This is a genomic window from Mesorhizobium sp. B2-2-4 (assembly GCF_006442375.1).
Classification (GTDB): Bacteria; Pseudomonadota; Alphaproteobacteria; order Rhizobiales; family Rhizobiaceae; genus Mesorhizobium.
The window spans coordinates 50,908-71,625 of sequence record NZ_VFWB01000007.1 but is presented as its reverse complement, the minus strand read 5'-3'; the positions used below and the strand labels follow the sequence as shown (position 1 = coordinate 71,625).

General features: G+C 64.1%; 20 protein-coding genes. 6 read left to right on the top strand and 14 right to left on the bottom strand.

The window, feature by feature from the left end; all coding sequences use genetic code 11:
- From FJ959_RS18915 to FJ959_RS18900, 4 genes are all read right to left on the bottom strand, one after another.
- Complete coding sequence (locus FJ959_RS18915) at positions 1–480, bottom strand: DUF3828 domain-containing protein (protein ID WP_140565146.1); 480 nt, start codon at positions 478–480, stop codon at positions 1–3.
- 140 nt (positions 481–620) lie between these two features.
- On the bottom strand, positions 621–2,603 hold the full coding sequence (locus FJ959_RS18910; protein ID WP_140631473.1) for an FAD-dependent oxidoreductase: 1,983 nt from the start codon (positions 2,601–2,603) through the stop codon (positions 621–623).
- Between the two features lie 115 nt (positions 2,604–2,718).
- On the bottom strand, positions 2,719–4,368 hold the full coding sequence (locus FJ959_RS18905) for an ABC transporter substrate-binding protein (RefSeq protein ID WP_140631470.1): 1,650 nt from the start codon (positions 4,366–4,368) through the stop codon (positions 2,719–2,721).
- 39 nt (positions 4,369–4,407) lie between these two features.
- Positions 4,408–5,955, bottom strand: coding sequence for a trimethylamine methyltransferase family protein (locus FJ959_RS18900; protein WP_140515574.1), 1,548 nt, complete (start codon positions 5,953–5,955; stop codon positions 4,408–4,410).
- Between the two features lie 92 nt (positions 5,956–6,047).
- On the opposite strand from FJ959_RS18900, the gene FJ959_RS18895 reads away from it, so the two are divergent.
- Both FJ959_RS18895 and mutL read left to right on the top strand, forming a co-directional pair.
- Positions 6,048–6,950, top strand: a complete 903-nt coding sequence (locus FJ959_RS18895; RefSeq protein WP_140631467.1) for a LysR substrate-binding domain-containing protein — start codon at positions 6,048–6,050, stop codon at positions 6,948–6,950.
- 67 nt (positions 6,951–7,017) lie between these two features.
- Positions 7,018–8,895 (top strand): DNA mismatch repair endonuclease MutL, encoded by a 1,878-nt coding sequence (gene mutL, locus FJ959_RS18890; RefSeq protein ID WP_140631731.1) that lies wholly within the window; start codon positions 7,018–7,020, stop codon positions 8,893–8,895.
- Positions 8,896–8,932: 37 nt separating this feature from the next.
- On the opposite strand, the gene FJ959_RS18885 is transcribed toward mutL, so the two are convergent.
- A complete protein-coding gene (locus FJ959_RS18885) occupies positions 8,933–9,676 on the bottom strand; it encodes a hypothetical protein (protein WP_140631464.1) in 744 nt (247 codons plus the stop codon).
- 135 nt (positions 9,677–9,811) lie between these two features.
- Positions 9,812–10,705, bottom strand: coding sequence for an EamA family transporter (locus FJ959_RS18880; RefSeq protein WP_140631438.1), 894 nt, complete (start codon positions 10,703–10,705; stop codon positions 9,812–9,814).
- A gap of 93 nt (positions 10,706–10,798) precedes the next feature.
- Here FJ959_RS18880 and FJ959_RS18875 point away from each other — a divergent pair, with 93 nt between their 5' ends.
- Positions 10,799–11,725: a LysR substrate-binding domain-containing protein gene (locus tag FJ959_RS18875; protein ID WP_140494194.1), complete on the top strand. Its 927-nt coding sequence runs from the start codon at positions 10,799–10,801 to the stop codon at positions 11,723–11,725.
- A 3-nt stretch (positions 11,726–11,728) separates the two neighbouring features.
- Here the strand turns inward: FJ959_RS18875 and FJ959_RS18870 are convergent, their stop codons facing one another.
- Entirely contained in the window at positions 11,729–12,070 is a 342-nt protein-coding gene (locus FJ959_RS18870; RefSeq protein WP_140631435.1) for a hypothetical protein, read from the bottom strand.
- A 380-nt stretch (positions 12,071–12,450) separates the two neighbouring features.
- Between FJ959_RS18870 and FJ959_RS18865 the strand changes: the two genes are divergently transcribed.
- Positions 12,451–12,684 (top strand): DUF2093 domain-containing protein, encoded by a 234-nt coding sequence (locus tag FJ959_RS18865; RefSeq protein WP_140494196.1) that lies wholly within the window; start codon positions 12,451–12,453, stop codon positions 12,682–12,684.
- 92 nt (positions 12,685–12,776) lie between these two features.
- Here FJ959_RS18865 and lpxK read toward each other — a convergent pair whose 3' ends face one another.
- The 6 genes from lpxK to FJ959_RS18835 form a co-directional block, all read right to left on the bottom strand.
- Positions 12,777–13,808 carry a tetraacyldisaccharide 4'-kinase gene (gene lpxK / locus FJ959_RS18860; protein WP_140631432.1) on the bottom strand — a complete coding sequence of 344 codons (1,032 nt, stop codon included), beginning with the start codon at positions 13,806–13,808 and terminating at the stop codon, positions 12,777–12,779.
- Position 13,809: 1 nt separating this feature from the next.
- Entirely contained in the window at positions 13,810–15,126 is a 1,317-nt protein-coding gene (gene waaA, locus FJ959_RS18855; RefSeq protein WP_140494199.1) for a lipid IV(A) 3-deoxy-D-manno-octulosonic acid transferase, read from the bottom strand.
- A complete protein-coding gene (locus FJ959_RS18850) occupies positions 15,123–15,914 on the bottom strand; it encodes a lysophospholipid acyltransferase family protein (RefSeq protein WP_140521674.1) in 792 nt (263 codons plus the stop codon). Before FJ959_RS18850 ends, waaA begins: the two co-directional genes overlap by 4 nt.
- Before the next feature lie 5 nt (positions 15,915–15,919).
- Entirely contained in the window at positions 15,920–16,165 is a 246-nt protein-coding gene (locus FJ959_RS18845; protein ID WP_140494203.1) for a DUF4170 domain-containing protein, read from the bottom strand.
- A gap of 76 nt (positions 16,166–16,241) precedes the next feature.
- Positions 16,242–17,045 (bottom strand): 3'(2'),5'-bisphosphate nucleotidase CysQ, encoded by an 804-nt coding sequence (locus tag FJ959_RS18840; protein WP_140631429.1) that lies wholly within the window; start codon positions 17,043–17,045, stop codon positions 16,242–16,244.
- Positions 17,032–18,375 carry a TldD/PmbA family protein gene (locus FJ959_RS18835; protein WP_140494207.1) on the bottom strand — a complete coding sequence of 448 codons (1,344 nt, stop codon included), beginning with the start codon at positions 18,373–18,375 and terminating at the stop codon, positions 17,032–17,034. The genes FJ959_RS18840 and FJ959_RS18835 overlap by 14 nt, the downstream gene beginning before the upstream one ends.
- A 157-nt stretch (positions 18,376–18,532) precedes the next feature.
- Between FJ959_RS18835 and FJ959_RS18830 the strand changes: the two genes are divergently transcribed.
- Positions 18,533–18,949: a VOC family protein gene (locus tag FJ959_RS18830; protein ID WP_140494209.1), complete on the top strand. Its 417-nt coding sequence runs from the start codon at positions 18,533–18,535 to the stop codon at positions 18,947–18,949.
- A 26-nt stretch (positions 18,950–18,975) separates the two neighbouring features.
- Here the strand turns inward: FJ959_RS18830 and epmA are convergent, their stop codons facing one another.
- Positions 18,976–20,022: an EF-P lysine aminoacylase EpmA gene (epmA, locus tag FJ959_RS18825; RefSeq protein WP_140565133.1), complete on the bottom strand. Its 1,047-nt coding sequence runs from the start codon at positions 20,020–20,022 to the stop codon at positions 18,976–18,978.
- Between the two features lie 123 nt (positions 20,023–20,145).
- On the opposite strand from epmA, the gene efp reads away from it, so the two are divergent.
- Complete coding sequence (efp, locus tag FJ959_RS18820; RefSeq protein WP_140494213.1) at positions 20,146–20,715, top strand: elongation factor P; 570 nt, start codon at positions 20,146–20,148, stop codon at positions 20,713–20,715.
- Positions 20,716–20,718: the final 3 nt, after the last annotated feature.

Below are 20,718 nucleotides of genomic sequence, written 5' to 3'. Positions count from 1 at the left end.
TCACTCCGGATCTTGGCCCGCCAGACATTCGAGCTGGCTCAGCGTCCAATCGCTGGTCTTCGATGCGATGTCCGATATCCTCCACTTGCCGTCGATCTTCTTCAGCGACCAATGCATTTCGCGTTGTGCATCGTCTCCTTCCGGAAAGAGGCTGAAGCTCGCCACCACCTGGGCAGTATCGCCATCCACCATCTCGGACACTTTCAGGGTCTTGGAGACGGTCTTCTGGTCGAAATCCTGCGCATCGAGGCCCGGATCGAAATCGATGCAGGCGACCTGGTCCGGATTCTTCCTCGTTGCCTGATCGTTGAGGTCGAACAGTCTCGTCACCGGCTCGGTGAAGCGATCCCGGTATTTTGCGTCGGCCTCGAACTTGACATCCGGAACATAGAAGAACTTCACGGCGTCCGACGCCGGACCGGCCAGGGCGACAGCGGGAAAGGCCGTCGCAAGGGCGGCAAGGAGCACTGTCAGTCTCATGCAGAATCTCCGGCTTTTGATGGCTTGGCGCAATCCAGTAGCACGCATCCTGCATATCGGCTTTTTTGCGGCTCATGAAGCCCGCGGCCGCGTCGCGGCCGATGCAGGTCATCCGACAGTCGTGCGTGCCAAGACTGCGATCAGAGACCAAGCGCCACCTTGCGGCCATCATGGATGGCAAAAGCCGCCTGCCTTGAGGCGGTACAATCACCAATCGACGTGTGGGCAATTTTGCGCCTGTCGAGTTCGACGGAAAGCATGTCGGCTGCCATATTCGTCGTGGCGAAGACCAGCGCATCGGCTTCGACGTCCTGCTCGGTTCCGTCGAGCAGGGAAGCGACCCTGGCGGCCTTCCCGTCCCAATGAACGATGGCGCTCTCGGTCAAAAACCGCACCCGCAGCCTGGCGAGTGCGCGGCGCAGCGGCGCGTCGACTGCCATTCGCTGAAGCTCTTTGCCAACCAGGGCGTCGGGTGTCACAAGCGTCACATTGTGACCGTCCTCGGCGAGTTTCCAGGCGGTGCCGCACCCTTTCCAATTGCCGCCATCGTCGAGCAAGATAACATTTTTGCCTGGTCTCGCCTCACGGGCCATCACGGCTTCGGCCGAGAGAACCAGCCCGCCGCCCGGGATGCTTTCCCACTGCGGCAATGCCCGTTGGAAAGCGCCGTCTGACGGCATCGAGCCGGTTGCGATGATGACGTGGTCCGCGCCTTCGCGCTCGACATCCTCCGCCTCGACATATTGTCCGTACTGGACGTCGACCTGAAGCTGGCTGAGCTGGCGCTGGTACCAGTCGATCAGATCCAGAATCTGGGCGCGGCGCGGTTGCAGCCCCGCAAGGCGGAACTGCCCCCCAAGACGGTCGGAAGCCTCGGCCAGCGTGACACGGTGACCGCGTTCGGCTGCTACACGCGCCGCTTCGAGGCCGGCGGGACCGCCGCCGACGACCAGTACGCGCTTGGGTTGGCTAGCCGGGGCGAAGCGATCTCCGCCCCATTCCCATTCCCGCCCCGCCGAGGGATTGATGACGCAGCTGATCCAGTAGTCGCGGCTGCGTCGGCCCCAACACATCTGGTTGCAGGACAGGCACCCGCGAATGTCTTCCGGCCGTCCGGCGGCGGCCTTTGCGGCCAGGTGCGGATCGGCGATCTGCCCCCGCACGATGGAAACCAGATCAGCGTGGCCTTCGCTCAGCACACTTTCGGCATTCTGCGGCGTACGGATGTGACTCTCGGCGGTGACCAACGCGTGGCGCACGGTGGATTTGAGCACGGACGCCAGGTCGGCGCCGAGCTTTTCCGGATAAACAAAGGTCGGGATGATTTTGTAGAAATCGAAGTAGGAGCCCGTTCCACAAGTCACATAATCCATCAAAGAATCGCGGTCATGGAGGTCGATTATCTCGGCCAATGCTTCGCGCTTCAGCGCCACTTCGACTTCCGGTTCGTCGTTGACCGCAAGGCCGATGATGAAATCATCGCCGCATTCCCGGCGAATTCTGCTCATCACCTCACGGCTCATCCGGGTGCGATTTTGAAGGCTGCCGCCCCACCGGTCGTCGCGGCGATTCGACCAGGGCGTCCAGAACTGGTCCAGCATCGAATGATACGCCGCCCAGACCTCGACGCCGTCGAAACCGGCCTGGCGGCAACGGCGCGCCGCCTGCACGAAACCGTCGATCGTTTCTTCGATCTCGGCTTCGGACATTCGATGCGAACCGTCAGAGTCGTGATAACTCGGCAGTCCGGAAGGGGACCAGCCGGCATGGAACGAGTTGTCCGCGTCCGCGTGCTGACCGACATGATAGAGCTGCTGGATGGCGACGGCGCCGTTGCCGCGGATCGCTTCCGTCACTTTGCGGAAATGGGGGATCACGCTCTCGTCGGAAGGACGGAAGTTGCCGCGGGTAAGAACCGCGGCCCGGTGCACCGGCATCGGCTCGACGACGATCATGCCCGCGCCGCCGATAGCGCGTTCGGCATAATAGCCGACATGCCGTTCTGTCGGCAGTCCCTCTACCGCCATGTTCGCGGTATGGGCTCCGAACACGATCCTGTTGCGTAAGGTCTTGCCGCGCAGAGCAATCGGCGTGAACAACCGGTTGAAGACCTGCCCAGACATGTACCGCTCCTCAAAAGCCCTAGCGGCAGCACCCGAGCGCCAGCGCCCGCAGCCATAATCGATTTGCCGGACAGCCGGCACCTGAAAGGGTGCCGGCATTCGCCAACCATTGCAGCTAGGCGTCCAGCCAGACGTTCTGGAGGTCCATTTCAAAAGTCTGGTGGACGCCGTAGTTCTTCACCTTCTTGCTCGTATGACTGTAGAGCTTCTGCCAGAACGGCTGGATGATGACGCCGGAATCCTGCAGGATCTGCTCGACATCCTTCATCACCTCCTTGCGCTTGGCGACGTCGATCAGCGATAGCGCCTGCTTGAGCTTGGCGTCGAAATCGGGATTCGAATACGCCGATTCATTCCAGGCCTCGCCGGTGCGATAGCCGAGCGCCAGCACCTGGACGCCGAGTGGGCGCATGTACCAGATCGTCATCGAATAGGGATATTTCGTCCAGTCGTTCCAGAACGTCGAGCCCGGCAGCACCGTCCGTTTCACCTTGATTCCGGCCTCGCGCAGCTGGCCCGCGATGGCATCGCCGGTGTTCTTCTGCCAATCGTCCTCGATGGTGATCAGCTCATGCTCGAAGTCGGCCTGACCCGCCTCCGCCATCAGCTTCTTGGCGCCGGCGGCATCACGCTCCTTCTTGGGCAGCGGATAATATTCCGGATGGATGGGGCTGACATGGTGGTTTTCGCCGACCGTGCCGCGACCGCTGTAGCCGAGCTGCAGCACCGCGTTGTTGTCGACCGCCATCTGGAGCGCGTTGCGAACACGCTTGTCATCGTAGGGTTTGTGCGTGACGTTGGTGCGCGCAACCAGGGTGGTCGCGGTCGCCACCTCCGATTTCTCCAGCCCCATCTTGTCGAGGATGTCGATAAAATCGGCAGGCGACTCGAAATTGAGGTCGATTTCGCCGGAATCGAAGGCATTCACCGTGGCGTTGAAATCGGTGCCGTAGTCGATGAATTCGACGCCGTCGAGCGGAGCTTCGCCGCCCCACCATTTGCCGTTCTCGCGGCGCTTGACGACAGCCTTCTGGCCAACATCGTAAGAGACCAGCTCGAAGGGTCCGGTGCCGATCGGCTTCTTGATCGGATCGGCGCCATCGGCATCGAAATTGCGGTGGACGACGAGCGCCGGATAGTCGGTGAAGTTCGGGATCAGCGAAATGTCGGGCTCGGAGAGCTTCAGCTTGACCGTGTTGTCGTCGACCTTGGTGATCGCGCCGTCCCTCGCCTTGCCGGTCTTGGCGTCGATCAGCGCGCCGACACGCGCGGCCATGGAGTTGCCGGCGACGCCCTTCTCGCACCAGCGCGTCAGATTGTGCACCACATCATCGGCGTTGAAGACATCGCCATTGTTCCAGGTGACGCCCTTGCGCACATGCAGCGTATATTCGGTGGCGTCGTCGTTGATGTCCCAGCTTTCGAGCAGCACCGGCTCGAAGGTGAACTGCCTGGTATAGCGCACAAGCGGCTCCAGCCAGGTGCGCGAGATGTTGGCAAGCTCAACCCAGTCATAGGTGCGCGGATCCTTCTGCGCCTTGACCGACATCGAGACACGCAGCGTTCCGCCCTTCTTCGGCTCCTCGGCCAAGGCGTTCGTCGGCGCGGCAAGGCCGATCATGCCATAGGCCAGAGCCGTCGATGCCCCGAAGGCGCTTGCCAACGCCAGGAATTCGCGCCGATCGAACCGACCCGCACGCGCCTCGTTGGCCATCTCCTCTATGGCGCTTGGAACACGATCACCATTGCTTTTGAAAAGCGTCATTTTTTCCTCCCTTGTGGTTCCCGTCAGATCTTCGTCCCGTCAGCTAACGCTGTCCGGCAATTTCTCCTCGCGCAGCGCGATAAAATCCCTGAGACCGTCGGCGATGCCCACATCGAGCTTCGGCTCCTCATAATCGGCCAGCATGTTACGCGCTTTCTCCCGGCCGCGCGTGTCGTGGTCCTTCGCCCCTTCGGCCTTCCACTGTTCATAGGAATTGAAATCCATGATGCTGGGCATGAAGAAGGCCCGCTCGAAATGCTCAAGCGTGTGCTGGGTGCCGAGAAAATGGCCCTGCGGCCCCACCTCGCGGATGGCGGCCATCGCTTCCTTGAAATCGTCGAACGGCAGCCCGCCGGCATATTTGTACCAGCCGACGAGCTGTTCGCAATCGGTCGCGAACTTCGAATAGCCGCAGGTGAGACCCGCCTCGAGCCATCCGGCCGAGTGCCAGATGTAGTTGGCTCCGGCAAGGATGGCGGCATGCATGAGCATGTTCGCCTCGTAGCCGGCCTGGGCATCGTTCAGCTTCGAGCCGACATGGAAGCCGGACGTGCGCCACGGCAGCCCGTATTTCCGCGCCAGCGCGCCCATCAGATACATCATCTGCGCGGCCTCCGGCGTGCCGCCCATCGGAGCGCCGGTCTTCATGTCGACCGTGACCATGAACTGGCCGTAGATTTGAGGCGAGCCGGGACGCAGGAGCTGGGTGAACGCTACACCGGCAAGCGCCTCGGCATTGACCTGCGCCACCGCGCCCACGGCCGAGGCCGAGGTCGAGGCGCCGCAGAGCGCGAAGGGCGCCAGGATCAGCGGCTGATTGTGACGGGCATAGACCTTCATCGCATCCAGCATGGTGGCATCCCATACCAGCGGTGAATTGCAGTTGGTGATCGACACCAGCACAGGGTTGTCGCGCACGTAATCCTCACCGAACACGATGCCCGCCATCGCCATCGTGTCTTCCGCCCGATCCTTCGACGTCACGATGCCCATGAACGGCTTGTCGGAATGCTTCAGCGCCGAATGGATGATGTGGAGGTGACGCTTGGGCACCGCTATTTCCATCGGCTCGCAGATGATCGAGCTCGAGGAATGCAGGGCCGGCGCCATGTAGGCGAGCTTGTGGAAATTGTTGAGGTCGGCGAGCGTGCCGTAGCGCCTGACATTGTCGAGGTCACGCACATAAGGCGCGCCATACATCGGCACGAAGATGGAATTCTTTCCGCCCACGCGCACCGTACGCTCAGGGTTGCGCGCGTTGAGCGTGAACTCCGACGGCACCTTCGAGACGAGCTCCATCAGCAAGGCGCGGTCGATCCGCACTCTTGTCTCGGAGACGTCCGCGCCGGCGGCCTTCCACATTTCGATGGCCTCATCGTCGCGGAACTCGCATCCGACGTCCTCCAGGATGGCGAGCGATTCCTGGTGTATGAGTTCCACTGCCTCGTCCGGCACCATCTGATAGACGGGGATTTGGCGGACCAGTGTCGGAAACGACGTTACCGGAGCTCCCCGCAGCGCCTTGCGCCCCAGGCGGCCGCCGGCTCGACGATTGGCGTGTTCGGTCACAGCGGCCGGTGCGTTCATGGCAACTCCATTCCTCTTATACCTCGCAGCCTAGACGCACAAAACAGGAATGTGACGCTGGAAAATCCTGATCTCTTGTATAAGCTCTGCTTATGCGAAACCTGCGCCACCTCCTGCCCTCGGCCGGCAGCCTGATCGTCTTCGAGGCGGCGGGCCGCCTGTCGAGCTTCACCGCCGCCGGGCGAGAGCTCGGCATGACCCAGGCCGCCGTTTCCTACGCGGTGCGCGGGCTGGAGGAACAGCTCGGCGCCAAGCTGTTCCAGCGCCGTCACCGGCAGGTCAGCCTGACGGAGGCCGGCGAGCGTTTCCACGCCGACGTTTCGCTGGGCCTGTCCCACATCCGAAAGTCGGCGGAGGATCTGCGCCTGCAGGCGACCGGAGGCCACGTGACGCTTGCCGCCTCGACTGCGTTCGGCTCCTTCTGGATGATGCCGCGGCTGCAGCAGTTCCGCGACGAACTGCCGGGCATTGATCTGCGGATCCAGACCGCCGACCGCGACCTCGACATCATCGCAGAGGGGATCCCGCTTGCCGTGCGCGGCGGCGAACCGAGGGACTGGCAGGACTATCATTCGCTGCGGCTTGCCGACGAAGAGATCTTTCCCGTCGCCGGCACCAGCTACGCGGCGAAGTTCGGCCTGCCCAAATCGGTCGCGGAACTGGCCACGCACCGTCTCATCCATCTTGAGGAGCCCTATCGGGAGGCGGCGAGCTGGAATGAGTGGTTCGAATCGGCCGGCGCCCGTCTCGGCGATACCGCGCGCGGCCTGCGCATCAACGACTACGGGCTGGTAATCCAGGGCGTCATGGAAGGGCAAGGCATCGCGCTCGGCTGGCGCCACCTTGCCGAGCGGATGCTCGCGACGGGACTGCTGGTGCCGGTGACGGACCATGTGCTCAGGACCGGCAAGGCGTTCTATGTCATCTGGCCGAGGAACCGGGAGCTTAGCGAGAATGCCCGCAAGGTACGGGATTGGCTGGCAGCGCAAGCGTGAGGTCGTTCACTGTTTTCACCGTACTTCACCCTCGCCCGCTCTGCACGAATCCGCCTATACTGTCATCATGCCCATACGCCAGCTTTCCGAAACGATGATCAACCAGATCGCCGCCGGCGAAGTCATCGAGCGTCCGGCAAGCGTGGTGAAGGAACTGGTCGAGAACGCGCTTGATGCCGGTGCGGGAAAGGTCGAGGTCGTCACATCAGGCGGCGGGTTGAACCTGATCCGTGTCACCGACGACGGCTTCGGCATCCCCGAACAGGAGCTTTCGCTGGCGATCGCACGCCATTGCACCTCCAAGCTTGCCGAAGACATCCACGACATCCGCTCACTCGGCTTTCGCGGCGAGGCGCTGCCATCGATCGGCTCAGTATCGCGCTTGTCGATCCGCTCGCGCACGGCGGCAAGCGACAGCGCCGCCGAGATCGGCATCGAGGGCGGCAGGATCTCGCCCGTCAGGCCGGCGGCGGCCAATCGCGGCACCACCGTGGAGGTGCGCGACCTTTTCTTCGCCACCCCGGCAAGGCTGAAATTCATGAAAGGCGAGCGCGCCGAAAGCTCGGCGACCAGCGACGTGGTCAAGCGCATCGCGATCGCCTTTCCGACCGTTCGCTTCACGCTCAGCGGTTCCGACCGCTCGACGCTTGAATTGCCGGCGACCGATGACAGCGCGGACGGACGCCTGCGCCGCATCGCCCAGGTGATGGGGGCCGAGTTTCCCGACAATTCCATTGCCATCGATGCGATGCGCGAAGGCGTGCATCTGACCGGCCATGTATCGATCCCGTCCTTCACCCGCGCAAACGCGCTGCAGCAATATGCCTATGTTAATGGCCGGCCAGTGCGCGACAAGCTGATCGCCGGCGCTATCAGAGGCGCCTTCGCCGACGTCCTGCCACGCGACCGCCATGCGGTCACGGTGCTTTTCCTGACACTCGACCCGGCGATCGTCGACGTCAATGTCCACCCAGCCAAGGCCGATGTCCGCTTCCGCGACCCCGGCCTGGTGCGCGGGCTGATCGTCGGCGCCATCCGTCAGGCGCTTGCCGAAGCCGGCATCCGCGCCGCCACTTCCGGTGCCGCCGGCATGATGGCGGCGTTCCGGCCGGGAGCGGCGTCATATGCCCATGGCGGCCCGGCCAATGGTCACCGCAGCTACGAAGCGGCCTACCGCGCCTCGGGCTCTGCCGGTTTCGACCACGCACGCTCGCCGCAACGGCCACTCGACATGGAGTTCCAGGGTTCAGGATTCGAACGAAACGGCGGGTTCGGCGAAAACGAGCAGGCGGCGTTCGATGCCGGCCCGATCGCCAGCGCCGACGCCCGGGCGGGACAGGGCGAAGCGGCGGAGACGCTGCTTGACACGGTGCTCGGTGCGGCACGGGCGCAGGTGCATGAGAACTATATCGTCGCCCAGACGAGGGACTCACTTGTCATCGTCGACCAGCATGCCGCGCATGAGCGGCTGGTCTACGAGGCGTTGAAGAACGCGCTGCACGCGCGCGCCGTGCCGTCGCAGATGCTGCTTCTGCCGGAGATCGTCGACCTGCCTGAAGAGGATGCCGAACGGCTCGCCACGCATTCCGAAACGCTCGCCCGCTTCGGGCTCGGCATCGAGCGTTTCGGGCCGGGCGCCGTGGCCGTGCGCGAGACACCGTCGATGCTGGGCGAGACCAATGTTCAGCAATTGGTGCGCGACCTTGCCGACGAGATCGCCGATAACGACACCGTCGACACGCTGAAGGAAAGGCTGGACAAAATCGCGGCGACCATGGCCTGCCATGGTTCGGTGCGTTCCGGCCGTCTGCTCAAGGCCGAGGAGATGAACGCGCTGCTGCGCCAGATGGAGGCTACGCCCGGCTCCGGCACCTGCAACCACGGCCGCCCGACCTATATCGAACTCAAGCTGGCGGACATCGAAAGGCTGTTCGGGCGGCGGTGAAGTTTGGCCCTATGTCGGCAAGGCCGGGCGCCATCGGTCACTTCTTTTGCTGGTATTTCCTGGCGGAACGATTGAAAATGTAATCCATCGTGTGTCCGTTGCCGCCGCCACGAAAGTTCACGGAGATGATGTCCTTGCGACGCTCCACCCATTTCTGGACGTTCATGTAGATAGGCGTCATCAACATGCCCGCATCGCAACCATCGTCATCGAAAGGGATTTGCTGGACGACCTTGCCGCTGGTCTTCTTGATGACCTGCATTTTCGTCATGCAAATCCCTGAACCGGTGTTTGTGTAAAGTCCGGCAAACCGGTCGGCAGCGGTCTCAGCCCAAAAGGGAATTTCGACAGTTCCGTCGAGTTTCGCCTCGCCCGTGTCGTCCAGGCTTGCAACCTTCTTCAGCGTGACCGGAAATTTGTCCGCGCCTTTGCGCCAGGTCCCTCTCGCAGCGCTTTCGCCGATGTCGAGGGAAAGCGGGCAATTCGTGGTATCGACTGGTGTCTTCGATCCCATCACCATGATGCGTTCAAATTCCTGGTCGTCCGAAATCGCGCACAGCGAGAGCCTGGTGCCGCTGACCGTGCCGTAGAGCGCGATCGGACTCTGCCTGGCGTCGTAGAAGTAACTTCCCTCGACCGTTATGCCGCTGCCATAGCTGTCATATGTCTGAAGCGATAGATGAACGGGATCGGGTCCTATCGACCCTTCGTAGTTCTCCACGTGATACCAGCCGGCGACGGCCTTTTGGCTCAGCAGCAGCAAGCAGAAAAACGCGGCCACGAACGCTCTTCCCATCCCGATCCCCTCCATCAGCGCAAATCAGGATAGCGCGCCTTATGCCCGTATCACAGGGGTTGCCGGTTGAAGCAGCGCGACTTGTGGATTTGAGTCGGAAAACAGCCGCAACTCTCTGATTTATCGTTTCAAATTCACTACGATGACGCCCCCTAGCGCCAGCGCGCCGCCAAGCAGGCCGAGCAGCGTCGGGACTTCGCCCAGCCAAAAGAAACCGATCAGGGCGGACATGGGAGAGACCAGATAAAGGAAGTTCGAGGCACGCGCCGCAGGCAAGCGCGAAAGCGCCGTCGCCCAGGCGGCATAGGCGATCAGGCTCGGCACGACGCCGAGATAGATGACCGCGCCCAGCCCCGGCATATCGGCGACCGCCGCCTGCGAAAAAGCTGCCGGCAGGAAGGGCGCCAGGCAGAGCGCGCCGAGCACCATATTCGAGGCCGCAATGGTCAGTGGATGATGGCGGGCGAACAGCGGCTTCTGGACGATGGTGTTGACCGCCGAACAGAGCGCCGATCCCAGCACCAGGAGCGCACCCGTGTCGAAATGCAGGCCCTGTCCGTCGGCCATGGCGATAATGCCGATGCCGCTGAAGGAAATGGCAGTACCGACCCAGGCCATCGTCGAGAATCGTTCGCCGAGCAGCGCCATCGCCATGATGGCGGTGAAGATCGGGCTGACATTGATGATGAATCCGGCAGCACCGGCCGAAACCGTCAGTTCGCCGAAATTGAGCATGGCGGTGTAGAGCGCGACGAAAACGGCGCCGCCAAAGGCCAGGCGCCACAACTCGCCTATGCGCGGCAGCGTCGGCCGCCTGACAGCAAGGAAGATCGCCGCAGGTACCGCGGCGATGGCAAAGCGCAGGGCGCCGAGTTCGAGCGGCCCGAACGCGGCGAGGCCAGCCCGGATCGCCGGAAAGGCCGAGGCCCAGCCAATCACCGTCAGCGCCACCGCTACGGCCGCGGTGGTGTCCATCCGCTGTGCTGGATTCAACGTGCTCGTCATCGCCCTCATCTCATCGTCCTCCCGTTCTTTCGCCTCTCGATGGGGAGAAAACGCTTTTTCGGACCAATTGACAAACGACCAAATCGAGGGTCAGCTGTGACTATGGATCACAGCTTAGACGGCATCTTGCCGCTCGAGACACTGCGCGCCTTCGATGCAGCGGCACGCACGGGGAGTTTTTCGGCAGCCGCGCAGAGGCTCCACCTTACCCATGGCGCTGTCAGCCGGCAGATTGCCAAGCTGGAGGACTGGCTTGGCCTGAAGGTTTTCGAACGCGGGGCGCGCGGCGTAACGCTGACGAACGAAGGCAATCGCCTGCATCTCAGGACCACAGAAGCCTTCGCGTTGATCTCGGTCAATTCGGACCGTTGGGTTGAACCGCGCGGCACCGCAGTGGTGCGGCTGGCTTCGATCCCTTCGGTGAGCGGCTTGTGGCTGATGCCACGCATGGCGGCGCTTGAGAATGATCCCACCCGCCTGCGCATCGTGCTGGATGTCGACAACCGCCAGGCCGATCTCGCCGACGAAGGCATCGATCTGTCGGTGCGCTGCGGACGCGGCCGCATCCCGGGCCGCGTTTCGATGCAGTTGTTCGAGGAGTATCTGTTTCCGATCGCCTCGCCGAGCCTCGCGCCGGAGATCGGCTGCGGCGACCCGGCCCGGCTGCTCAAATTCCCGCTGATCAACGATTCCGACGCATCCGGCTGGCGCGCATGGTTCGCCGCGCAGGACATGGATTACCGGCCGCGCCCGCAGGACCGACGCTTCGAAGACTACAATCTGGTGCTCGATGCCGCTGCACACGGCCTGGGCATCGCCCTGGCGCGCCCGCCGCTCACCGAACACCAGATACGGTCGGGGCGCGTCGTGGCCGTCGACGATCGTGTTGTGCTCAATCCCGTTTCCTACTGGCTCGATCGTCCCGCCGGAAGGCCCCGCGCCGCTGCCGCCGACCTGTCGCGCCGCATCGCGGCGCAGGCCGGTGTGTCGGCGGAAAAGATCGAACACTTCATCGAAGCCGACACGTAGGTTTCAGCGAATGGCCAGCCAGGCAAATGCAATGAGCGCGGCAACCAGCAGCCCCATCGCAACCGAAGCCCGCCCGATACCGGCCGTGCCTTGTTTGCGATCCCCGGATGCGGCGTCATTTGGCTGGCCGGTCATGCGCCCCGGCACCACATTGTCGGCCGACGCCTTTTGCACACCAGACACCTGCGGCGAGATGAACGCCAGCCATGAGAGCGGCGCGGGCCGTGCAGCCCCACCGTCTTCGGCTCTTGTGACCGCCACTGGCACGCCGCGCTGAGCCTCGTCGCCTGGCGACGTCTGCTTGCGCGCCGCAATCTCGGAAACGGTCTTTCCGGCGGTGTCCATGTCCGGCTCCATCGCCGCCTGATAGGCCCCGTACGATCTGCGGTGCGGCCAATTGCTGCGACGTCTCGGCCGACGCGGGCGGCAGGGCCGCCAACGCTTCCAAGGCCGGTTGCGGGCGTAAGACCGGTAGCGGCGGTTGCATGGCCATCTTGACCAGCGCTGCCTTGAGCGCATCGGGTTTCGCCGACGGCACCGCCTGCGGCGTCATCGCCTCCTTGAGCAAGGAAGCCGGCCGAGCGGAAGAAATGTCCATGATGTCCCCACCAATGGTACTCTTCGGCTCATCAAATAGGATATCAGCATTGCCTCGAGCTTGTCCCATGCTTGACCTTGCCGGCAATTTGTGGCGATGAACTCGGCATGAAGCTCGGCACCAAAGCATGATGAACCGTTTCGAAGGCCCCGGCGGCAAGGAAGCCCGTATCCGCTATCTCGACGGCGACTTCCAGGTGACGAGCCCCGGCGCGTTCGTGCGCTGCGCCGTGACCGGCGAAAGCATTCCGCTCGATGAGCTGAAGTACTGGAGCGTCGAGAGGCAGGAGCCCTACATCAACGCCGCGGCCTCATTGCGCCGCGAGATCGAGGCGCATCCGGAATTGCGCAAGCGAAGCTGAGCAAATCCCGGAATGCGCAGCGGTTTCTATCCGCCGTTGCGTAAAAACCAAGAAGCAGAGCGGGTCGGCGATTCCATCGAAGGCTGAACGCCTTAGCCCTTAAGCTTAAGTTTACGCTGGCGCCAGGCATCGAGCGTCTCCTCGATGATATGTTCGGGAACGTGGTCGAGCTCGAAGACCGCGTCGATTTCCAGCACGTCGAGACGATCGAGAAAGTCCTTCGAAGCGCCGTGGCGCAGCCGGGCGGCATCCTTGGCCGTGGTGATGAGGCCGAGCCCTTCGGCGCGCGCGGTGGCCGCCAGTTCGGCAAGCTCATCCTCGGCGTAGAAATGATGATCCGGAAACGGCCGCTTCAAAGCCACCTCGCCGCCGGCCTCCTCTACCGTGTCGAAGAATTTCTCGGGGTGGCCGATGCCGGCGAAGGCAAGATAGCGTTTGCCGGCGAGGCGTTCCTTGCCGCTCGGCTCGGTGTGAGCCTCGAAGATCGGCCGGCCGGCGCGCGCCGCCTGGCGCACCACCGCGTCGGCGGCGGTGCCGTCACCCATCTTCAGCAACCCGCTGGTGAAGACCAGCTGATCGACGACCCTGGCCCTGAGCGGCCCGCCCGGGATGACACGGCCGTTGCCAATGCCGTACCGCGCATCGACGACGACCAGCGCATAGTCGATATGGATGCGCGCGCTCTGGAAACCGTCATCCATGATCAGGAAATCGCAGCCATGGTTTTCCATGAGCAGCCGTGCTCCGGCGGCGCGGTGCGGCGTCACTGCCACGGGCGCGTGTTCGGCCAGCAGCAGTGGCTCGTCACCGACATGCCTGGCGCTGTCGTGTTTGATGTCGACGACATGCGGCTCGGCGAAGGAGCCGCCATGGCCGCGCGAGAGGAAACCGGGTTTGAGCCGCATGCGCCTGGCGTGTTCGGCCATGGCGATCGCCACCGGCGTCTTGCCCGTTCCGCCGACGGTGAAATTGCCGATGCACAGAACCGGCGCTTCGATCTTCTCGCGCCTGGCCCGCCGCATGCCACGTCCGGCGACAAATGCATAGACTGCCGACAGCGGCGACAGCGCGAAAACGCGCCAGTCCGGCTCCTCCCACCAGAATGGCGGTGCTTCGGAGGCCATTTTAGCGCCCGTTCGCGCCCTTCAGGCGCGCCTTGACGACCAGCGGCTGGATATAGGGCTCAAGCGACTTCAGCGTGCGCGCCAGCGCGCCGCGCATCTCATCGACGGTCGCGGCGCCGGCCGCCATCATCTCATGGCGCGCGACTTCGTTGGTGAGCAGGAAGTTGACCGCACCGGCCAGCATGTCGCGGTCGCGCACCAGCTTGGCGCCGCCGCTGTCGAGCAGGCGCTGGTAGGCCTCGCGGAAATTCTGCACGTTGCGTCCGGCAAGGACCGCCGTCTCGAGCATGGCTGGCTCGAGCGGGTTCTGGCCGCCTTCGGAGGTGAGCGAACGGCCGACAAAGGCGATCTCGGTCATCCTGAGATAGAGTCCCATCTCGCCGATAGTATCGCCGAGCAGGATGTCGACATCGGGCCCGATCCTGTCGGCCTTGCTGCGCCGCGCTACCTTGAGGCCCATGCCGGAAATCTGCTCGGCCAAGGCCCCGGCGCGGTCGGGATGGCGCGGGACGACGATCGTCAGCAGGCCGTGGTGACGCTTGTGCAGCATCGCATGAACCTCGGCGGCAACCACTTCCTCGCCGTCATGGGTCGAGATCGCCGCCCAGGTCGGACGGCCGCCAATCTGCCGCTGCAAGGTGGCCAGCGCCCGTTCGTCGACGGGCGGCGGGTTGGTGTCGACCTTGAGATTGCCGGAAACGGTTACCGGCCGGGCGCCGAGCGCGCGGAAACGCTCGCCGTCGACATCGGACTGGGCAACGACATGGGCAAGGTTCTCGAACAGCGCCTCGGCGATGTTGGGGCGCTTCTTCCAGGACGTGAAGGAGCGGTCGGACAGCCTGCCATTGACCAGAACCTGCGGCACGTGGCGGGCGCCAAGCTCGAGAATCGTCATCGGCCAGATCTCCGATTCGGCAATGATCGCCAGATCCGGCTTCCAATGGTCGAGGAAACGGCTGACCGCCGGCTTGAGGTCGAGCGGCACATACTGGTGGATGATGCGGTCGCCCAATCTCTCGTCGGCGACCTTGGCCGACGTTACCGTGCCGGTCGTCAGCACGATGTTGACCCCGTAGTCGAGTATGCTCTCGACCAGGGGAACGACAGCTATGGTTTCGCCGACGCTCGCGGCGTGGATCCAGATAACAGGCCCATCGGGGCGAGGCCGGCCGGCGACGCCGTAGCGTTCGCGGCGGCGGTTGCGGTCTTCCTTGCCGCGCGAGGTGCGCCAGGCAACATAGGGTCCGACCAGCGGATAGGCGACAGCGCCCGCCAAACGATATGCCGTCAGCATGGTACGCGCCCAGCGACCGCTCATCGCGGGGCATCCACGAGACGGTAGGCCTCGGCGGTCGCGGCATTGAGCGAGGCCGTCACTTCGAGGCGCTTGCGCTCCATCTCGGCGTCATCGGCATTGGCCGGCACGAAAACCGGTGTACCGATGATGATGGACGAGCGGCCGAACGGCAGGTTGATGGTCGTCTTGTCCCAGCTCTTCTCCAGCACCTTGCGGCGGCTGGTGGCAATGGCCGCCGGCAGGATCGGCCGGCCGGAGAGCCGCGCCAGGAGCACGATGCCAAGCCCCGCATCGCGCGGCGTGCCATGGGGGATGTCAGCGATCATGGCGACGTTCTTGCCGGCGACGAGCGACTTTTTCAGGGCGATCAGTGCCTTGGCGCCGCCCTTGTCGAGATGTTTGGCATTATCGCGCCCGCCGGAGCCGCGTACGGCCTCGATGCCGAATCTCTCGATCATCAGGGCGTTGAGTTCGGCATCGGCACTGCGCGACACCATGGCGACGAGCGGCCTGCCCTTGGGGTAGTAGGCCGGCGTCAACAGATGCTGGCCGTGCCAGAGCGCAATGATGCCGGGCTCGAACTGGGCATAGGCACCGCCGGTCAATTTCGCCGAGCCGTCGACGACGCGGTTGGTCAGGCGCACCAGCCGAACGAACTGCGCCAGCAGGCCGACGATGATGTTCTTGACGAATCGCGACTGCGCCAGCGGCTTGCGGATCCTGCGCCAGAAGGCCTTGGTGGCGCGGCTGCGGCCCCTTCCCGTCGGCGTAGCCTGGCCGGGCGGCGCTTTCGCCAGATCATTATCCATCGAAGTCAACCGACAGCCTTGTGGTCGGGGTCCAGGAGCCGATGCAGGTGCACGACGAAATAACGCATATGGGCATTGTCCACGCTGGCCTGCGCCTTGGCTTTCCATGCCGTATGGGCGGATTGATAGTCGGGATAGATGCCGACGATGTCGAGCGCGTCAAGATCGCGGAATTCGGTGCCGCCAAGCTTCTTCAGTTCGCCGCCGAACACCAGGTGCAAAAGCTGTTTCTTTCCGTCTTCCGCGGCCATTTCGGTCCTTCACATATTGTGAGTTTGTGACAGGTCTAGACCAAAGCCGCCGACTTTGGAACCTTCGATAATGCTTTCAATCATCCAGTCCGGCAATGACGCCCACGAGCACCGCCAGCAGTTCACCGCTGCCGGCGGCGAGCGCGCCGTGGCGGGTCACCTCGCCGGCATAGAGCGGCGCGCGGCCATGCGGGTCGAGCAACTGGCCGCCCGCCTCGCGCAGGATAAGGTCGGCGGCGGCGATATCCCAGTCGTGCGCGTTCGGCTTTACGAAAGTGGCATCGAGCGTGCCGTTGGCGATCATTGCCAGGCGATAGGCAAGCGAAGGGCTGTAGGGCGCCCGCTTCAGCCGTTCCTGCCAGCCGGCCGGTATCCTGTCGAGCAACTGCTTCAATCCGGAAATTTCGGCCTTGTCGCCGGGCTGGCGCACCGCGATGCGCCTGCCGTCACAGAAGGCGCCCTGGCCAGGCAGCGCCCAGTAAGTCTCGTTAAGCGCCGGACACTCGAGCACGCCGGCAAGCGAACGGCCATGCTCCACGACGGCGACGCTGACACACCAAGTGCGCTGGCCTTCCAGGAAGCCGCGGGTGCCGTCGATCGGATCGACGACAAAGGTTCGGCGCGCCGAAAGCCGCACTGGATCGTCGACCGTCTCCTCGGACAGCCAGCCATAATCCGGCCGCGCCGCAAGCAGGGTCTGGCGCAAATACGCATCGGCGGCGTGATCGGCCTCACTGACCGGCGAGGTCCCGCCCTTCATCCAGACCTGCGGGCTGTTCCCGAAGTAACGCATGGCGATGACGCCGGCCTCGCGGGCAGCGTCGCGCAGCAGCGGCAGATCCTCCGTGGCGCCAGTCGTGGTCAGATCATGCTCCGGCAAGGGTCATGCCTTCGATCAGCAACGTGGGGGCGGCGGTGCCGAAATTGCGATCGAGATCGCTTGCCGGCACCATGTTGAGGAACATCGTCTTCAGGTTGGAGGCGATCGTGACTTCGGCGACGGGGTAGGCAAGCTGGCCGTTGTCGATCCAGAACCCGGAAGCGCCGCGGCTGTATTCGCCGGTCACCATGTCGACACCTTGCCCGAACACCTCGGTGACGTAGAAGCCCGTCTTGAGCGAGGCGATCAGTTCTTCCGGCGAGCGCTCGCCCGGCTCGATGGCAAGATTGGTCGAAGACGGCGAGACGGACGAGCCGCTGCGCGAACCGCGTCCATTGGTAACGAGACCCAGTTCCCGCGCCGCCGAGGTCGACAGGAACCAGTGGTTGAGCACACCGTTCTCGATCATCAAAAGCTTGTCGCCTTCGACGCCTTCGCCGTCGAACGGACGCGAGGCCTGGCCGCGCCGCCTCAGCGGCTCGTCGGTGACGGTAATGGCCGATGCAGCCACCTTTTTGCCCATCATGTCGCGCAGGAACGACGTCTTGCGTGCGACGGCAGCGCCGTTGATGGCGCCCGCGAGATGGCCGGCAATGCCGCGCGCCACGCGGGGATCGAACACCACGTCGACCGGTCCGGTCGCGGCCTTGCGCGCGCCGAGCCGGCGCACGGCGCGTTCCCCGGCCTTGCGGCCTATGTCTTCCGGCGCATCCAGGTCGGCAAAATGCTGGCGCGAGGAGAATTCATAATCGCGCTCCATGCCGGTACCCTCGCCGGCGATGACGCTCGTGGAGCGCGAGAAGCGCGAGGCGACATAATGGCCGAGGAAGCCGTGCGAGGTGGCCAATACCAGCCCTCCGAGCCCGGCGCTGGCATTGCTGCCCGCCGAATTGGTCACGCCTTTGACGGCCAGGGCCGCCGCTTCCGCGGCCAGTGCCGCTTCCTTCAACTGGTCGGCCGATACTTCTGTTGCATCGAACAGGTCGAGATCGCGCGTCTGCCTGGCCAGCAGCGCCGGATCCGCGAGGCCCTGGTTGGGATCTTCGGGAGAGACCCTGGCCATGGCGACGGCACGTTCGGCAAGCGCCTTCGGGTCGGACGCGGCAGTCGCGGAAACACTTGCCACCCGCTGGCCGACAAAGACACGCAGCGAAACGTCGTCGCCTTCCGAGGCCTCGGTGTTTTCGACCTTGCCCAGCCGCACCGACACACCGGTCGAGCGGCCACGCACCGCGACGGCATCCGCGGCATCGGCGCCAGCTTTTTTGGCAGCCTCGACCAGGGCCGCGACGCGGTCGGTCAATCTTGATGCGTCCGATATATCGCTCATGCGCGTGATCCTGCTGTTGCGGCTGGCCCGAGAGCCGCCGTCCCCCATCTATTGTTCCGGTCCGGCTTGTGCAATGGCACAAGCTTCAATCAAAATGCATCGGTTCAGCCGCCCATCGCGAAGCGCGGCACCGCATCGCCAGCACGGAGCATTTCCAATGACGCCTTTCCATCTTGCCTTCCCGGTCCGTGATCTCGATGAAACACGCGCTTTCTATGGCGAGGTGCTGGGTTGCGCCATCGGCCGCTCTTCGGAGACCTGGGTCGATTTCGACCTGTTCGGCCACCAGATGTCGGCGCATCTGCGGCCACCGGCCGCGCCGGCTGCCAGCGACGGCAAGGTCGACGGCATGGCGGTGCCGATCCCGCATTTCGGCGCCGTGCTTTTGATGGATGACTGGCAGCGGCTTGCCGCGCGGCTGGAAGCACGCGCCGACATAGACTGGCTGGAGCGGCCGATGATCCGCTTCAAGGGAGAGCCCGGCGAACAGGCGACGCTGTTCATCCGCGATCCCTCGGGCAACGCGCTGGAATTCAAGGGCTTTCGTTCGCTGGAGCAGATTTTCGCGCATTGACATGGTGCAAGCCGTGGCGCGCGGACTCAGGACCCGGCAACAGGCGTCCAGATCACATCCTCGATTTTTTGCGCGCCCGTGGCCAGCATCGCCAGCCTGTCGAAGCCGAGCGCGATGCCGCTGGCCTGTGGCATGACCGCGAGTGCCGCGAGAAAATCCTCGTCCAGCGGATAGCGCTCGCCATAGACGCGCTCTTTCTCGTCCATTTCCATGATGAAGCGCCGGCGCTGCTCCTCGGCGTCCGTCAACTCGCCGAAGCCGTTGGCAAGTTCGACGCCGCAGCAATAGAGCTCGAAGCGCTCGGCGACGCGGGGGTCGCGTGGGCTCGGTCGCGCCAGAGCCGCCTCGGCGACCGGGTACTCGCAAAGGATGGTCGCGCGGCCGATACCGAGATTGGGCTCGATCTTCTCCACCATCACCCGGCTGAACAGGTCGGCCCAGCCGTCGTCGGGCGCGGTACGCAGGCCGGCACCGGTCAGGGCCTGATGGAGCGAATCGCGGTCGGTGATGCCGTCGGCGCTGACCGTCGCAAGCAGATCGATCCCGGCATGGCGCGCGAAGGCGTCCGCCACCGTCAGCCGCTCCGGCTCCGCGAAAGGATCGCAGTCGCGGCCGCGAAAGCTGAAGCGCGTGGCCCCTGCCCTTGTCGCGGCCAGCGCCAGCAGATCCGCGCAATCCCGCATCAGGCTCTCATAGGCTTCGCCGACCCTGTACCATTCGAGCATGGTGAATTCGGGATGGTGCAAAGGGCCACGCTCGCGGTTGCGATAGACCGGGCCGAAGCTGAAGATCCTGGTCTCGCCGGCAGCGAGCAGCTTCTTGCAGGCGAATTCCGGCGACGTGTGCAGATAGAGCGGCTTGCGCTGCCCGTCCGGCGCGACCGCCTCGGTTGCGAAGGCCGCCAGATGCGCCTCGTTGCCGGGCGATATCTGCAGGGCCGATGCCTGCACCTCGATGAAATCGCGACGGGCGAACCAGTCGCGCAAGGCGGCGGCAAGGCCGTTGCGCAGCATCAGGCGCGAACGGCGATCGGCATGCACATGCGGCGTCCACCAGGGCGAAGCGGCGGTCATGGGCGGTTTGAAGGCGCGCTGGTTTGCGTTGGGGGCTGGCGGTTCGCGCCGAGATGCGCTAGGCCCCCATCCAAAGCCGCACAAGCCGGCAAAGACCCGTCAACTCTCGCAGGATAAAAAACCGTGGTGAAAGTCATCGCCAGTTCGCTCCGCAAAGGCAATGTCGTCGACAAGGACGGCAAGCTTTATGTGATCCTCTTTGCCGAAAACATCCACCCAGGCAAGGGCACGCCCGTGACGCAGCTCGACATGCGCCGCATCGGCGACGGGGTGAAGGTTTCGGAACGCTACCGCACCACCGAACAGGTGGAGCGCGCCTATGTTGAGGAGCGCGAGCACACCTTCCTCTACGCCGACGGCGAAGGCTATCACTTCATGAACCCCGAGACCTACGACCAGGTGGCGGTGTCGGAAGCCGTCGTCGGCGATGCCGCCCCCTATTTGCAGGAAGGCATGCCGGTTCAGGTCTCGCAGTTCAACGGCATCGCCATCTCCCTGGTGCTGCCGCAGCGGGCCACCTTCGAAGTGGTCGAGACCGAGCCCACGACCAAGGGCCAGACGGCGTCCTCTTCCTACAAGCCCGCCCTGCTCTCCAACGGCGTGCGCACCGCCGTGCCGCCGCATATCGCGCCAGGCACCCGCGTGGTGGTGATGACGGCCGATGGGTCCTATGTGGAGCGCGCGAAGGACTGAGGC